This window comes from Paraburkholderia phymatum (assembly GCF_040965635.1).
GTDB classification, from domain to species: domain Bacteria; phylum Pseudomonadota; class Gammaproteobacteria; order Burkholderiales; family Burkholderiaceae; genus Paraburkholderia; species Paraburkholderia phymatum_B.
The window spans coordinates 31,106-46,049 of record NZ_JBFRCH010000011.1 but is presented as its reverse complement, the minus strand read 5'-3'; the positions used below and the strand labels follow the sequence as shown (position 1 = coordinate 46,049).

General features: G+C 62.2%; 15 protein-coding genes. 7 read left to right on the top strand and 8 right to left on the bottom strand.

From position 1 onward, the window contains the following. Nucleotides 1-374: 374 nt before the first annotated feature. Nucleotides 375-932, bottom strand: coding sequence for a hemerythrin domain-containing protein (locus AB4Y32_RS20110; RefSeq protein ID WP_368723027.1), 558 nt, complete (start codon nt 930-932; stop codon nt 375-377). A 237-nt stretch (nt 933-1,169) separates the two neighbouring features. Then, nucleotides 1,170-1,418, bottom strand: a complete 249-nt coding sequence (locus AB4Y32_RS20105; RefSeq protein WP_368723026.1) for a hypothetical protein — start codon at nt 1,416-1,418, stop codon at nt 1,170-1,172. 576 nt (nt 1,419-1,994) lie between these two features. Between AB4Y32_RS20105 and AB4Y32_RS20100 the strand changes: the two genes are divergently transcribed. Beyond that, nucleotides 1,995-4,343 (top strand): PAS domain S-box protein, encoded by a 2,349-nt coding sequence (locus tag AB4Y32_RS20100; RefSeq protein WP_368723025.1) that lies wholly within the window; start codon nt 1,995-1,997, stop codon nt 4,341-4,343. A 235-nt stretch (nt 4,344-4,578) separates the two neighbouring features. Here AB4Y32_RS20100 and AB4Y32_RS20095 read toward each other — a convergent pair whose 3' ends face one another. Further along, nucleotides 4,579-5,616, bottom strand: coding sequence for a 2Fe-2S iron-sulfur cluster binding domain-containing protein (locus AB4Y32_RS20095; RefSeq protein ID WP_368723024.1), 1,038 nt, complete (start codon nt 5,614-5,616; stop codon nt 4,579-4,581). Between the two features lie 53 nt (nt 5,617-5,669). After that, the gene (gene hcp, locus AB4Y32_RS20090) at nt 5,670-7,337 is read right to left on the bottom strand and encodes a hydroxylamine reductase (RefSeq protein ID WP_368723023.1); all 1,668 of its coding nucleotides are present in this window, start codon (nt 7,335-7,337) and stop codon (nt 5,670-5,672) included. Between the two features lie 320 nt (nt 7,338-7,657). Between hcp and AB4Y32_RS20085 the strand changes: the two genes are divergently transcribed. Together AB4Y32_RS20085 and acpA are read left to right on the top strand one after the other, a co-directional pair. Beyond that, nucleotides 7,658-7,861, top strand: a complete 204-nt coding sequence (locus AB4Y32_RS20085; RefSeq protein ID WP_368723022.1) for a DUF2970 domain-containing protein — start codon at nt 7,658-7,660, stop codon at nt 7,859-7,861. 458 nt (nt 7,862-8,319) lie between these two features. After that, nucleotides 8,320-10,065: an acid phosphatase gene (acpA, locus tag AB4Y32_RS20080; protein WP_439899814.1), complete on the top strand. Its 1,746-nt coding sequence runs from the start codon at nt 8,320-8,322 to the stop codon at nt 10,063-10,065. Nucleotides 10,066-10,212: 147 nt separating this feature from the next. Here acpA and AB4Y32_RS20075 read toward each other — a convergent pair whose 3' ends face one another. The 3 genes from AB4Y32_RS20075 to AB4Y32_RS20065 form a co-directional block, all read right to left on the bottom strand. After that, on the bottom strand, nt 10,213-10,431 hold the full coding sequence (locus AB4Y32_RS20075) for a hypothetical protein (protein ID WP_368723021.1): 219 nt from the start codon (nt 10,429-10,431) through the stop codon (nt 10,213-10,215). A 101-nt stretch (nt 10,432-10,532) separates the two neighbouring features. Next, entirely contained in the window at nt 10,533-10,907 is a 375-nt protein-coding gene (locus AB4Y32_RS20070) for an MFS transporter (protein ID WP_368723020.1), read from the bottom strand. A 104-nt stretch (nt 10,908-11,011) separates the two neighbouring features. Further along, nucleotides 11,012-11,302, bottom strand: coding sequence for a hypothetical protein (locus AB4Y32_RS20065; RefSeq protein ID WP_439899813.1), 291 nt, complete (start codon nt 11,300-11,302; stop codon nt 11,012-11,014). A gap of 23 nt (nt 11,303-11,325) precedes the next feature. Between AB4Y32_RS20065 and AB4Y32_RS20060 the strand changes: the two genes are divergently transcribed. The 3 genes from AB4Y32_RS20060 to AB4Y32_RS20050 all read left to right on the top strand — a co-directional run bounded on the left by AB4Y32_RS20060 (nt 11,326) and on the right by AB4Y32_RS20050 (nt 13,913). Further along, nucleotides 11,326-11,688, top strand: a complete 363-nt coding sequence (locus tag AB4Y32_RS20060; protein WP_368723019.1) for an MFS transporter — start codon at nt 11,326-11,328, stop codon at nt 11,686-11,688. Next, nucleotides 11,625-12,806 carry a UbiD family decarboxylase domain-containing protein gene (locus AB4Y32_RS20055; protein ID WP_368723018.1) on the top strand — a complete coding sequence of 394 codons (1,182 nt, stop codon included), beginning with the start codon at nt 11,625-11,627 and terminating at the stop codon, nt 12,804-12,806. The genes AB4Y32_RS20060 and AB4Y32_RS20055 overlap by 64 nt, the downstream gene beginning before the upstream one ends. Before the next feature lie 174 nt (nt 12,807-12,980). Beyond that, nucleotides 12,981-13,913 (top strand): LysR family transcriptional regulator, encoded by a 933-nt coding sequence (locus tag AB4Y32_RS20050; protein WP_368723017.1) that lies wholly within the window; start codon nt 12,981-12,983, stop codon nt 13,911-13,913. Nucleotides 13,914-14,092: 179 nt separating this feature from the next. Here AB4Y32_RS20050 and AB4Y32_RS20045 read toward each other — a convergent pair whose 3' ends face one another. Then, nucleotides 14,093-14,434, bottom strand: coding sequence for a CHASE3 domain-containing protein (locus AB4Y32_RS20045; RefSeq protein ID WP_368723016.1), 342 nt, complete (start codon nt 14,432-14,434; stop codon nt 14,093-14,095). 90 nt (nt 14,435-14,524) lie between these two features. Here AB4Y32_RS20045 and AB4Y32_RS20040 point away from each other — a divergent pair, with 90 nt between their 5' ends. Next, a complete protein-coding gene (locus tag AB4Y32_RS20040; protein ID WP_368723015.1) occupies nt 14,525-14,884 on the top strand; it encodes a hypothetical protein in 360 nt (119 codons plus the stop codon). Nucleotides 14,885-14,944 lie beyond the last annotated feature (60 nt).

Genomic DNA, 14,944 nt, shown 5'->3' with positions numbered 1-14,944 from the left:
CGATCAAATCGATCGACGCGCGCAAAATGCGATGCGCTAGCGGTCAGCGGAAGGGTAAAAGCAGTGGGAACGCGTGCCCGTCGCGTATCGATGCGCTAAAGGCGCGGGCTGCGGAGTGGGTGCAGCGCAGCAAGAAGCTGGTTGAACCGCGTGGCGAACAACGCCGCCAACACCGCTATCCAGCCATTGCAACGGCGTTGCTCGCAACGGCCGTCGCATGCGGGATGGTCGAGCTGTTCAGCGGCAATCACCGTGCGCGGGCGCCGCACGCGTGAGCATGCCTCAGGGTCTGCTCACCAGGTAAACCAGGTAAACGTGTGGCATCGGCGCGGGCAGATGCCACGTGCGGCGACGCTTGACTATATGCACGAAGCTCACGCCGGGCGGCCAAACGACAGCGACCTGTCACCGACCAGCTTGCTGCCCGCTCGTTCGAGCTTCTTCACGAGTTCGGCCTTGCGTGCGCCGAGCTTGTCGCCGAGTGCGACGAGATCGATTCCACGCCGGCGCAATTCCGGCAACAGCTCCGACTCCTCTTCCTCGATGTGGTGCCGAACGAGATCCGACATCACCTTGAACGACGCGTCGAAGCCTTTGTCTCCGGGCTTCAGCGACTCGAACTTCTCGACGAGCGTCTTCACGAGATAGTGCTCGACAAAGGCTTCGTTCACGTCGATCGCGTCGTGCTTGCCAAGCGCCTTGTGCGCAGCGGGGTACAGAATCTCTTCCTCGATGATCGAGTGCACGGTCAGCTCTTCGCACGCGCGCTGCGCGAGCGCGCCCTTCGCTTCGAGATCGTCGTCGCCTGTTTTTTCGAATGCATCGAATAGCTTTTCGACGGCGCGATGATCGCTCGTCAGCAATTCGATTGCGTCCCGTCCGGGTTTGCGCGCCGCCGACGCGACAGCGGGTTTGTGTGCGGCCTCATTCATGACTGGCTCCATGAAGTGTCTTTGCTGCGGGAAATTGCAGCGGCACGACACTGGCCGCTGCGACGCGTGATGTGTTGTGTCGAATCAGCAATGAGCGTTCCTCGCGGGCGCGGCAATGACAGTGAGGCTGCGCCGATTGAGTGCGGGCGGCCGGAACGGCCGAAGCGCGATTTCATCGGCGATCAGCCGGGCACAAGGAGCCGATGATGACGCCCGTCGCACCGATTCGGGATGCTTTCACTGCTGCGCGACCGCCAGTCCCGCGTCGCCTTGCGGCGCGATCGGGAGAGGAGGGACTACGGCGATGTGGCTGGCTGTGACCTGATCGAGTGCAGCCGTTATGTGACCGATGTCCGATGGGTCGCTCACCACGCGGTCGAACGCGACGGGCTGCAAGTTCGCCAGGCTGCCGCGTATCAGCGCGACGATGGGCAGCCGCGAAACAGCATGGCGGATTGCGTCGAGATGCGCCCGGTCCCTAGCCATCGCACAATCGACGCTCACGAGAACCACCGCATAGCGGACTCGCGCAGCGCCCCGTAAAGCTCCGCGACACCTCACCCCGCGGCGGCCGCGTAACCCTGGGTCGCCGAAACGAAACGACTTCGTTGTTCAGAGCCTTTGGCGTCGTGTGCGATCGGTCAGGCATGGATCGGCGGTTCGCGAATGAATGCCGGCAAGAATCGCCCGCATCGACAAACTTACGACGACCCCGCACCGACTATCGAGACGGATTACGGATTCCTGTCGCAAGCCGGCGAATGCCTTACCGTACGGCCTTGTGAGCGAAAACAGGCCAATGCTCAAGCTGTATGCTTGTGCAAAAATCTGCCGACGCTACGGTTCACAACGATGCCGACATAGCCTGCGGGCCAGCACTGCGATTCGCTGCACGACTGGGCGCGCCATCTCCGCTACGATAGGCAGCTTCGAGCGTACGAGGTCATCGCAAGGGCAACAAACTGACGGTTCGATTGACGAAGCCCGGGCATGGAACGTGCTCAACGTTTTGATTGGCCATTGGCGACGCTTGAGATGAAGTGGAAGAACGGGGAGACGACGATGCAAGACGACGACCTTGGCGACCATTCCCTCCCTGAAGACTGGTGCCAGCGATGGGTCAGCTCCGTTCGCGACTATGCAGTGATCGGGCTGTCACGCGACGGCACGATCAGGACGTGGAACGTCGGCGGCGAGCAGATTCACGGCTTCGCGAGCGAGGAAGTCATTGGCCGGCATTTCGACATGTTCCATACGCCGGAGGCTCGTGCTCAAGGCGCCGCCGCGGCCGCCCTCGAAACGGCGCGGCGCACGGGACGTTCCGACTCCGAAGGCTGGCGCGTCCGGCGGGACGGCTCGCGCTTCTGGGCCAGCGTCGTGATCACGGCATTGAAAGACCAACAGGGTCGCATTGCCGGCTTTGCCAAAATCGTGCGCGATATGACGGACAAGAAAATCGCTTACGAGGCCGCCGTCGAAAGCGAGCAGCGCTTCCGGATGCTCGTCAACGGCGTCACGGACTACGCGATCTTCATGCTGTCGCCCGAAGGCATGATCACGAACTGGAACGCCGGCGCGCGGCGAATCAAGGGGTTCAACGCCGAAGAAGTGATCGGCTCGCACTTCTCCCGCTTCTATACGCCCGAAGATGCGGCAGCGGGACTGCCGCAACGCGGGCTGTCGATCGCCGCGGAAGAAGGACGCTTCGAGTCCGAGGGATGGCGAGTACGCAAGGATGGCCGGCGCTTCTGGGCTCACGTCGTGATCGATGCGATCAAGGACGAAGACGGCGCGCTCGTCGGTTTCGCAAAGATCACGCGGGACATCACCGAACGCATGGAAGCCGCCCGGCAACTCGAAGAGACCCGCACGGCATTGTTTCGGGCCCAGAAGATGGAAGCCGTCGGCAAGCTGACGGGCGGCGTGGCTCACGACTTCAACAACCTGCTGCAGATATTGCGCGGCAATCTCGAACTGCTCGACAGCCGGCATCATCGCGATCCGTGGACGCGCGAGCGGGTCGACAAGGCCATCGACGCGGTCGACCGTGGCTCGAAGCTCGCATCGCAACTGCTGGCATTCGGCCGCCAGCAACCGTTGCAACCCGTGGTCATCAATCTGGCGGCGGCGCTTCGCGGCATGGACGATCTGCTTAGGCGCGCGCTCGGTGAAACGATACGTGTGGAGACGGTCGTCGCGGGCGGATTGTGGAACACGCTGGTCGACATTCATCAGCTGGAGAACGTGGTTCTCAATCTCGCGATCAATGCGAGAGACGCGATGCCCGACGGCGGCAAGCTGACGATGGAGTTGTCGAACGCGATGCTCGACGACGAATACATCGCGACCGTGCCCGATGTCGCCGCCGGACAGTACGTGCTGCTGGCCGTCACGGATACGGGAACGGGCATGCCGCAAGACATCGTCGAGCGCGCGTTCGATCCGTTCTTCACCACGAAGCCCGAAGGCCAGGGTACGGGCCTCGGGCTGAGCATGGCTTACGGTTTCGTGAAGCAGAGCGGCGGCCATATCAAGATCTATAGCGAGCTCGACCACGGCACGACCGTCAAGATCTATCTGCCCCGCTCGGCGAAGCCGGCAATCGAGCCGCCGCCTCGGCTGCGCGCTCCCGTGAGGGGAGGAACGGAGACCATTCTCGTCGTCGAGGACGATCCGAAGGTACAGACGACCGCAATCGACACGCTTTCCGAACTCGGCTACAACGTGCTGAAGGCCGACAATGCGCAACAGGCGCTGACCGTGCTGCGAAGCGGCGTGGACGTCGACCTGCTGTTTTCCGACGTCGTGATGCCTGGGCCCGTTCGAAGCACCGACATGGCGGCCCAGGCCGTCACGCTGCTGCCGCGTCTCAAGGTGCTGTTCACATCGGGTTATACGCACAACGCAATCGTCCACGGCGGCAGACTCGACCCGGGCGTCGAACTGCTCAGCAAGCCTTATAGCCGCGAGCAGCTTGCCCACAAGGTCAGGCAGATGCTCGACAGCGGGAAGGATGTGCTCGCTGCTGATGCCTCCGCCATTGAGCGGCCGGATAGTGCGCAGACGCTGCGCATCCTGCTCGTCGACGATGACGGGAATCTGTCGGAGGCGATCAACGAACTGATCCGCTTGCTTGGCCACGCGCCGAGATTCACCACGTCGCCTGAAGAAGCCCTCGGCTGGCTGCGCGAAGAGCCGTTTGACGTGGTGATCACGGATCTCAGGATGCCCGGCATCGATGGCGTAGAACTCGCCAGACAGGCGGCTGCGATTCAGCCGTCGATCCGTCTGGTGTTTTCGTCGGGCTACGAGATGCCGGCTGTGCCGTCGTTGCCGATTCGCTGGGCGGCGCTGCGCAAGCCATTCACGCTCGAAGAGCTCGGCGCCGTATTGCAGGGCTTTCGCGACTGACGGGCGCGGACCATGCAGACGGTAGTGCCATCGGCGAAAGCTACACCAGGTTCGCCTGATGACGGGCGATGCGCCTGCAAAAGGCGCATCGCCCGCCAGGTTTTGCTGGTCGATCGTGCGAAGGGCCGGTCATGCGGTCGATTGCATCGCGATCGACATGGCGCGCGACTTCATCTTACGAAGCAGGGTGAGTGTGGTGGGGGCGGCGATCAACAGATAGCTTGCTGCACGTCGATCACACCGCGCCGGCACTGGAAACAAACCGCTCGCTTTCGAATTGATCGGACGGCAAGCCCGAGTCGATTGCAATCCGTTCGACGGCACGAATCAGCGCGGCTGGTCCGCAGACGTAGATATCCGGCTGACAGGCCGTGTTTGCCAACGCAGCGGACAGCGCATCGGCCGGTGTGCCGCTGAAGCCATCCCAGTCCGTTTCAGGCTTCCAGACGCACAGATCGACTTCGAGTTGCGGCAGTTGTGCCTTCAGCTCTTTCAGTTCGTCCTTCAGAAATAATTCGCTTTCCTGATTCACGCCGAAAAAGAGCCGCGCGTCCTGCATTTCCTGAAAGTCGGCCATGCGGCGCAGCATCGACAACATCGGCGCCACGCCCGTCCCGCCGGCGACGAACCAGCGCGCGCGAAAGCTGCCATCGCGAATGCCGAAGCCGCCCATCGGACCGCGGACCATAAGCTGCTGGCCAACCTTGGCGCGCTCGCGCAGATAAGTCGAGAAGCGCCCGTTCGGCTGCAATCTGATCAGAAATTCGAGCCGCCCTTCCCAGTTGCTTGTATTCGCAAGCGAATACGGGCGCCGCTCGTCGCTGCCCGGAATTTCGATTTCCATGAACTGCCCGGGCTCGAACTCGGCGGCGCTGCCGCCCTCGTCGTCGGGAGAGATCGCCAGTTCCAGGCGGACCGTGTTCTGCGCGATCGTTTCGAGGCCGACGATCGTCGTCGAACGACGCGGCACCGCGTGACGCAGCACTTTCGTGTGATCGTATGGAACGCTGATACGCAGATCGCTGCACGGCGTGGTCCTGCACATCAGGATCGCAGTCGATTGACCCGCCGAAAGTGCATCGGCGTTGTGTTCGCCCATCTGATAATCGCCGTGCGTGACGGACGCGTGGCACGCGCCACAACTGCCCTTCCTGCATTGCGAGGGCAGCATGATATTGGCTTCCGCAGCGGCCGTGAGCAGATCCTGATCGGGCGCGCAGTCGAAACTCAGCTGCTGCTCATCGCGTGTCGTGAGCTGGATTTGGAATGTCATGGAATTCTGCGCAAAGAAAAGCCAGGCGCCTCATGACGCCTGGCGGATAAGACTCAGGCTGCCTTGCGCCCAAGCGCGGCGGCGAGATCCGAACTGGCGTCGCCGATCGGCTGAATACCGAACTGCTCGACCAGGATCGTGAGGACGTTCGGCGTCAGGAAAGCCGGCAGCGTCGGTCCGAGGCGGATGTTCCTGATGCCCAGCGCGAGCAGCGTCAGCAGCACGGCGGCCGCCTTCTGCTCGAACCACGACACGATCAGCGACAGCGGCAGATCGTTGACGCCGCACTCGAACGCATCGGCAAGCGCCACCGCGATGCGGATCGCCGAATACGCGTCGTTGCACTGCCCGAGATCGAGCAGACGCGGAATGCCGCCGATGTCGCCGAATTCGTGCTGGTTGAAACGATACTTGTTGCAACCCAGCGTCATCACGACTGTGTCGTTCGGCGCCTGCTCGGCAAACTGCGTGTAGTAGTTGCGGCCGGGCGCAGCGCCGTCGCATCCGCCGATCAGGAAGAAATGCTGGATCGCGCCCGCTTTCACCGCGTCGATCACCTTGTCGGCGACGCCGAGGACAGCATGACGTCCGAAGCCCACGGTGATGGTCTTTTCGGGAGCCGTCTCCTGGAACCCCGGCAGCGCCTTCGCTGCCTGGATCAGCACCGAAAAGTCGTGATGCTCCAGATGCCGCAGGCCCGGCCAGCCCACCGGTCCCGTGGTGAAAATACGCTGGCGATATTGCGGCCGCGGCTCGATGAGGCAATTGGACGTCATCAGAATGGGGCCGGGGAAATTCGCGAAGTCCGACTGCTGGTCCTGCCACGCGCCGCCGAAGTTGCCGGCGAGGTGCGGGTACGCCTTGAGCTTCGGATACGCGTGGGCCGGCAGCATTTCGCCGTGCGTGTAGATCTGGATGCCCGTGCCCTCCGTCTGCTCGAGGAGCGCTTGCAGATCGCCGAAGTCATGTCCCGACACGAGAATGGCCTTGCCCGCCATGGGAGTGACACGCACGGCAGTGGGCTGTTGCGCGCCGAAGCGGCTCGTGTTGGCGTCGTCGAGCAGCTCCATCACCTTGAGATTCAGGCTGCCCAGCTTGAGCGCTTGCGCGAGCAACGCCTCGACGCCGCTCGGCTCGGTGGCGAGGAAAACGAGCGCCGCTTCGACGCCCGCGTAGACCTCTTCGCTCTCCTTGCCCAGCATCTGCGCGTGATGAGCGTAGGCGCACACGCCCTTGAGACCGTAGATCACCAGCGCACGAAGGCGGATGACATCCGCGCCCGCGGTCTCGATGCCCGCATTGATGCCGACCGTCTGCGCCTGCGCGAGCAGACCGGCGAGATCGCCAGCCGGTTGCCATGCGGCCGGGCCGGCAGGCGCCTCTACGACTTCACCCGCGGCCTTCGCTGCGTCTTCATAAGCCGACCGGACCCGGTCGCGAAGCTGGGCCGCCTCCTTCAGCAGCGCGGCGAAGCGGCTGGCGTTGAAGTTGACGTTGGTCAGCGTGGTGAACATCGCGTAGAGAACGAACCGGTCGGCTTCGCGATCGGCATGTCCCATCGTGCGCGCAAGCGTGTTGTATTGCGCGAGACCCTTCACAGCATGCACTAGCAGATCCTGCAGGTCAGCCGTCGTCGCGTCCTTGCCGCAATTGCCCTTTGAAGATGCACAACCGGGCTGGGCACCCGTGCGGTCCGTTTGTTCACATTGGTAGCAAAACACAGTTTCTCCGTTCTCGTTCAGGCGTTGACAAGGCGTGCTATCGCACCGCATTAAGATGCATCACATACGTATGTTTTTATTATCAAGATATGAAGGCTTGTCGATCATGATCTGGATCAGCGAATGCAGGTGAGATCGCTTCATTGCGCCTTTAAAGGCCTTATTGCGAACATTTGTCGCACCCGGTTAAACGAGGCGGGATAGGCGATGAATGGGTGATGCGCTCTGCTTCTATCGGATTTGCGTCAACTGCTCCTTTCTTCGTTTCTGTCGAAGGCAGATCATGAGCCGTACTCTTAATTGACCTGATGGAGAGAGCCATGGAAATCCTCAAGCTCATTCGAATCGTTTTGTGGAGCTTCTTCGGCGTGCGCAAAAGCGCTTCACACGAGGCCGATTTTGCTAACGTGAATATCGTCTTGCTTCCGTTCGTTGCAATTGCCCTTGCGGCATGTATCGGCGGCACGATCTTCGCCGTTGTTCATCTCGTTGCACACGCGACACAAACGCTGCAAGGCTTCTGATCTTTGCGACAGGCACGATCGAAACAAAAGTAGCGCGTCGCGTCCCGCTCATTTCACGGCGCACGAATCTGCATGATGCGGATTGCCTTCGAGAGGCGACTGGATATCCAGCCTTCCTTCCCGAAGGGCGCGTTAGACCTATCGCCCCACCACCCGAACGACGACCTCACATCGAGCCGTCGTCTCGTCTCTCGCCGAGCACCTTCCCACGCGCAACTCAACGGCTTGGGCATAACGCACGGACCGGCTTCCAGGCAACGAGAACGCTGATCGACGCCGAATCCGCCGAGTGAGGGCGGACCGCCATCGAGCAATTTCTCTGTCACGCAAGTGTCACGACAGATACGCAAGGATATTGCCCCGACTGCGCCGCCTGTTGCGAACGCCCGCGCATAGCCGCCATGCGCTATGCTTCGCGCAAGCCTTTTCGATCGTTTCCCTCATCCTTGGATATCCAGATGAAACGCACCGAACCGCCCTCTTCTCCGCCCGTCAATGAAGACGCCGATCCCGCGCAGACCCCGCAGCGCCCGAGCCGCCGCCACTTCCTCGGCGGAGTCGCCGCTGTGGCGATGGGGGGCGGACTGGCCGGCTGCGCATTGCCGCCGTCGCGCGATGTCCCGGTTACGGGCGTCGCGGCGGGACCGCAGTTCGACCGCGCACTGCGCTCGAAGATCAAGACGATCGTCGTGATCTATGCAGAGAACCGTAGCTTCAACAACCTGTTCGGCAATTTTCCGGGCGTCGAGCGGCCGCTCTCCGCAGTGAAACCGGAAAACTGCGTGCAGCGCGACCGCGACGGCAAGACCGTACTGCCTCGCCTGCCGAAAGTGCCGGGCGGCTGGCTGCTGAAGGATCAGATCGCGGACGGCGTTCCATACAAGGCCGGCGAGCAATATCAGACCGATCTGCCGAACGCGCCGTTTGCGCTCAGAGGTCCGCACGGCGAGCACCTGCCGCTGTCGCTGGTCACGCATGATTTGTGGCACGTGTTCTATCAGAACCAGATGCAGATCAACGGCGGCAAGAACGATATGTTCGCCGCGTGGGCGGACTCGGGTGCCTTCACGATGGGGCACTACGCGAACGCGAGCTACGACCTGCGCCTGTGGGATCTCGCGAGCGAATACGTGCTGTGCGACAACTATTTTCAGGGCGCGTTTGGCGGCTCGTTCCTGAACCATCAGTATCTGGTCGCGGCGACTCCTCCCATGTATCCGAATCCGCAGCAGAGCATCGCGAAGGCGCAGATTGCGGAGACGCTCAGCGGACGCCCCGACGACCCGAATCTGAAACCGCTCCCCACATCGCCGAACAGCGCAATGGACGGCATCCCGAAGTTCGGCCCGAGCGCGCTGACGCCGCCGGAAACGCTCGCTGACGGACGCACCATCAGCTATGCCGTCAACACGATGATGCCGCCGTTCGCGCCCACGCCATACAAGCTCGGCGCGAACGGCGTCGTCGATCTGACGCAGGACAGCAATGCGATGGCCCTGCCGCCGCAGACGCACGAGCACATCGGCGACAAACTCGACAAGCGCGGCATCGACTGGGCGTGGTACGCGGGCGCGTTCCAGCAGACGCTCGACATGCACGGCAAGAACACGAACGATGGCACGCCGGTGATTCCGAACTTCCAGTATCACCACCAGCCGTTCAACTACTTCGCGAATCTCGGGCCGGGCACGGATGCGCGCGCGATGCATCTGCGCGACGGCGGCCTCGGCGACGACGAGAGCACCAATCGCTTCCTCGCCGATGTGCGCGCGGGCCGGCTACCTGCCGTCACGTTCTACAAGCCGCAGGGCAATCTGAACATGCACGCGGGCTATGCGGACGTCGCATCGGGCGATCGCCATGTCGTGCACGCGGTGAAAGCTCTGCGCGCAAGTCCGCAATGGGAAAACATGGTGGTGATCGTGACCGTCGACGAGAACGGCGGTTGGTGGGATCACGTCGCTCCGCCGAAAGGCGACCGCTGGGGTCCGGGCACGCGCGTGCCCGCGCTGGTGCTCTCGCCGTTCGCGAAGAAGGGCTATGTCGATCACACCGTGTACGACACGGCATCGATCTTGCGCCTGATCACGCGCGTATTCGAACTCGAACCGCTCGACGGCTTCCGCGCGCGCGACGCCGCGATGCAGTCACGCGGTCAGCCCGTCATGGGCGATTTGACCAACGCACTGGATCTGTCCGCATAACGACGAGAGCATTAACGTCCGGGGGACAACTGCGGCCCCCGGCGAACACCAGGCAAACACCGGGCAAACGCCGGTCGAACGCCAGGCAACATCGCGAGCGGCCACGCGTTGCAACAACGCGTGGCGCGAGATCATCGCCGGTGTTCTTCAATGCTTGTGATGACGGATTTCCCGGGCGGCGCACACAGCGACAAACACGCCGACAAGCGCGGCGCCCACAGCCAGCGATTCGTCCAGATGATTCGAACCGGCGTGCGTCTTCGCGTACACCCATAGAGCGGCCGCGATCGTCGTCATGACGGCCCCGAAAATCAGGCCCCAGATTGGCCCAGCGCTATGCGTCGGCAATGTATGAGATTTCTTCATCGCCCCTTCCCCGTTGAAACGTTCCCGATTGGCTGTACTTGTTATGTGCGTCGGCGTTTTCACGCGTGACGTACTGCAAGCCTACGCCCGTCAAAAAAACGCTACAACAGGTGTTGCCGCGTGGTCACGGTCAGTTGATCCAGAGACGTCGCGTAGCTGCGCACGAACGTCAGGATACCGAACCATATAGATCCAAAAATTATCGTGGGCCGCCGTCCAATACGATCGCCGATAAAACCGAGCAGCAACGAACCCACGAGCACGCCAAACAGGCCGACGCCGAACACATGGCCGAAGCCCGTTGCATTCACATGCCACGCGCGGATCAGCGTAGGCGCCGCATACGCCGCGGCGACCTGATCGTAGCCGTCGATCAGCACGATCAGGAAGCACCATACAATCAATGACAAAGAAAATCCGCGCAGCTTTTTCCGTTCGATCAGCGCGGTAACGTCGATGGTTCTGGCGGTCTGCATCCCGTCTCCTTTTGCGACGGACGGTTGTGCGCTTCACCTGCCCGTCGATTGTTTTATTAAAGAGTACGTCGTTTGAAACCGCGCAAGCGATGCGCGGCCGGCGATCACGAATCGCCTAGCGCCGAACGCATTTCCTTGACGGGTGCGTTTTCCTTATTGTGCTGCGCATGCTGCTCGTGCTGCTCGCCGAAGCGCGCCTTGTACAGCACGGCGAGCACCGTCGAGAAAATCGTCGCGATAAGGAGCAGCGCTGACGCCGCGTAGAACATCTGCGCGAACGGCAGATGCATCGACAGCAGAATGCCGCCGATTACGGGCCCCGACACCGAGCCGATCTTGCCGACCGAAATCGCGCTGCCCACGCCCGCCGAGCGGAACGCATTCGGATAGATCATGCCCGCGACCGCAGAAGCGCTTCGTGCTCAAGCTGATCTTTTCCGACGGCCTGCGCGCGATCACGCCGCTGCTGTGGATCGTCTTCATCGTCAATTCGATGGCGCTGTACTTTCTGCAGAACTGGCTGCCGATCCTGATGGAAGGCGTCGGCATCAACCCGCAAAGCGCCGGCATCATCACGACGATGTTCTCGGTGGGCGGCGTGCTTGGCGGACTGATCCTGTGCCGCTTCGTCGATCGTCATGGCGTGCTCGCCATCATCTCGCTGCCTGCAATCGGTTGCCCCGTCGTCGCGTTTCTTGGACACGGCATGTCCGAGGCGTGGCTGATGTTCGCCGTGTTCGCGACCGGCTTCTGCGTGGTCGGCGCGCAGTACGGGCTATAACCGACTTCGCCGTCGATGCCGACACCGGCTGGACCAATGTCGGCATTCGCCGTCTGATGTTGCGTGGCCGGCGCACGGCGGGCATCGACCTCGTCGCGCCGTCCGATCTGCGCGCGATCGCGATCGCGCATGCGAAGCGCGGCGAGCGCCTGCCGATTGCGTTCGCCGTCGGCACGCATCCCATCGATCACGTCGGCGCGACGATGCGCATTCCCGCCGACGAACTCGAACTCGTCGCGGCGCTGCGCGGCGCGACGATGGGCGTCGTCAAATGCGTGACCAACGATCTGCTCGTGCCCGCCGACGCCGAGTTCATTCTCGAAGGCTATCTGGACGAACGCGGCCACGCGGAACCTGAAGGACCTTACGGCGAATTCCTCGGCTATTACGGCGGCATCAAGACGAACCCGGTTTTTCATCTGACGGCCATCACGCATCGCAAGGACGCGGTGTTCCAGACGTGCACGATCGGCGGACGCACGATGGCGCGCACCGATACCGCGCAACTGGCCGCGCTGCGCACGGAAGTCACTGTCTGGCGCGCGCTCGAAACCGCCGTGCGCGAAATCAGGGGCGTCTATGCGAGCCCCGCGACGGGCGGCATGTTCAATGTGCGCGTCGCGATGCAACAGCGCGTGCCGGGCGAGGCGCGCAATGCAATCGCGGCCGTGTTCGCGTCGCTCGCGAACGTCAAGCATGTATTCGTCGTCGACCCCGATATCGACATCTTCTCCGACGAGCAGATGGACTGGGCGCTCACCACGCGCTTCCAGGCCGACCGCGATCTCGTGATGCACGCCGGCATGCGCGCGATGCCGCTCGATCCGTCGCTGGTCCGCGCAACGGTGACGGCAAAGGTCGGCTTCGATCTGACGCTGCCGCTGCTGCGTCCGGGCGAAGAGCGCGATCTCGAACATCGCGTGCCGACGCCGCCCGCACTCACGGGCGCGCGCTTCGACTCGCTCGACGCGGCATTGGAACACGGACCGAAGCGCTTCACGGAACTGATGTCGGCGACGGGCACGCGCGAGGGCCGCGAAATCGTGCGCTGGCTCGAAGATACGGGCGCGAGGCGCGCGATCGTCCGCGACAGCGAAGGCCGCTACGCATTCGCTTGAAGCACGCTTTCTGCGCCCACATCGCGCGCTGTCGCAACGTTTGCGCGGCGCGCCCGGCCGCCGCGTCATCGCGGCCTCGTATTCGCGATCGGGCTTGTCCCCGTCGCGGATACGCCTGCACGGCGATAGAATCCGGGCAGCCCTACCCTGCCCTGCCTTCGAGGATCGCCGTCGATGAACCTGTCCCTCAAACAACTCAAAGTCTTTCTTGGCGTCGCGAACGCATCGAGTTTTACGAAGACGGCGAAGAGCATGCATCTGAGTCAGGCGGCGCTGAGTGCCATCATTCGCGAGCTGGAGACGCAGCTCAATTGCCGTTTGTTCGAGCGCACGACACGCACCGTCGCGCTGACGGAAGCGGGCCGCCTGTTCTATCCGACCGCGATGAAGATCGTCGAGACGCTCGAGAAATCCGTGATCGAGCTGAACGAACTGGGCCGGCAAAAGAAGGCATCGCTGCTGCTGGGCTGCACGCCGATGATCGCCGCGAGCCTGATGCCCCAAGTGCTCGCGCGCTTCGCCGAGACCAGCCCGCAAGCGCAGATCGAACTGGTCGATCGTCCGCCGAGCGAGCTGCTGAAGATGGTCGAAGAAGGCGATCTGGATGCGGCGTTCGGCGTTTTCTTCTCGCAGTTGTCCGGTATCGATCGCGTGCCGATCTTTCCGACGCGGCTCGTCGTCGTGTCGTCGACGATGGATGGCGCGCACGGCATCGGCAAGGTGCCGCGCGACGGCGTGCAGTGGCGCGCGCTCGAAGGGCTGCCGATGATCACGCTGCCCAAGGACAACCCGTTGCAGCGCCTGATCGAGGCGTCGCTATCGAAGGAAGAAGTGACGACAGGAAGACGAACGGTCGTCGGGCATTTGCAGACGGCGATCGCGATGGCGCATGAAGGGCTCGGCGTTGCGATCATGCCGTCGTTCTGCGAGCATATCTGCCGCCACAATCAGGTGCGGATCGACGTGATTCGTCCCGAGTTGGAGTTTTCGTTTTACAGGATCACGCGCAGCGGCCGCGATACGCTCGCCGCGCTCGATGAGTTCACGCAGATGTTCGCCGCGGCCGCGCAGTCGAGTCCCTTCGATACGGCGGACAACGTGAAGTAATCGTCGTGAGCGTTGTGGACGCCTGTGCTACGCGAAGCACGCGAGTTCTGAGTCGACGATCGACGACATCATGCCGTGCGCTGTCTTTGCAGCGCCAACCTTTCGATACCCGATTACTGCAACCCATCCCGCAGACAGTCTAATTGCCGGAATCGGCAGCGTGAATCGGTGAATATCGATCAAGCGATCGAAATTGCTGAAGAGTGAGTGGAATGATGGCGACGGGTATTCGTTATCCGGTGTCTTATCTTTTCGGCCACGACCCGATGAAGCCGGAGCACGGTGTCGTCGAAGTCGCGAACGCCCTGACGATACGGTTGCAAATAGCTTTCGTCACTCGTCAACAAATAGCCGCGTTGCCCCGTCTCGGCATTTTCCAGATCGTGAAGAACACGATTTGCCTGACTCAATACGTCAACGGCATCTTCATCGAGCAGACTATCGCTGATGATGACGCGGGCTTCGTAAAGGAACAGCCCTGCCGCGATCAGCAGGCCGAAGGCGATCCCGTATTTATGCACTGCTTATGCAGTATTTATCGGCTCGTACTGGTTGCGCGCACGGCCGTTTACGCTGCTATAGTTACTTCTCTTTCGCTGAGCCCGACTGAAATGTCCTGCGAAGCCTGCGACCGGATGCACTGCAGCGATGCGACCGTGCCACACGACGAGTTGCGGGCATTGCACAAGCCGAAAAAGCTGCGTCCGCTCGGTCGCAAGCCCGTGCTGGTCCAGAACTACCAGTGCCGCGTCTGCGGGACAAACTGGATGCGCGAATTCGATCCGCAAAGGCCTGATCATCCGGAGTGGGTCTGTCTGCATCACGCGTCGAGCATTCTCGACCCGCTCGCCGCGTTGGAGCCAGAAGGATCTTCCCCATCGACGGATCGCCAGAGCGAAAGCGCGGTCACACGCGAGCCGATCATTGCGCACGACATCCCGCATCACGCGTTTCGGCCGGAAGCCGCGTGAGGTGGAAAGCATCTTGTCGGATGCGCCTTGTTTCGCGCACCTGACCACCGCACACCTGAC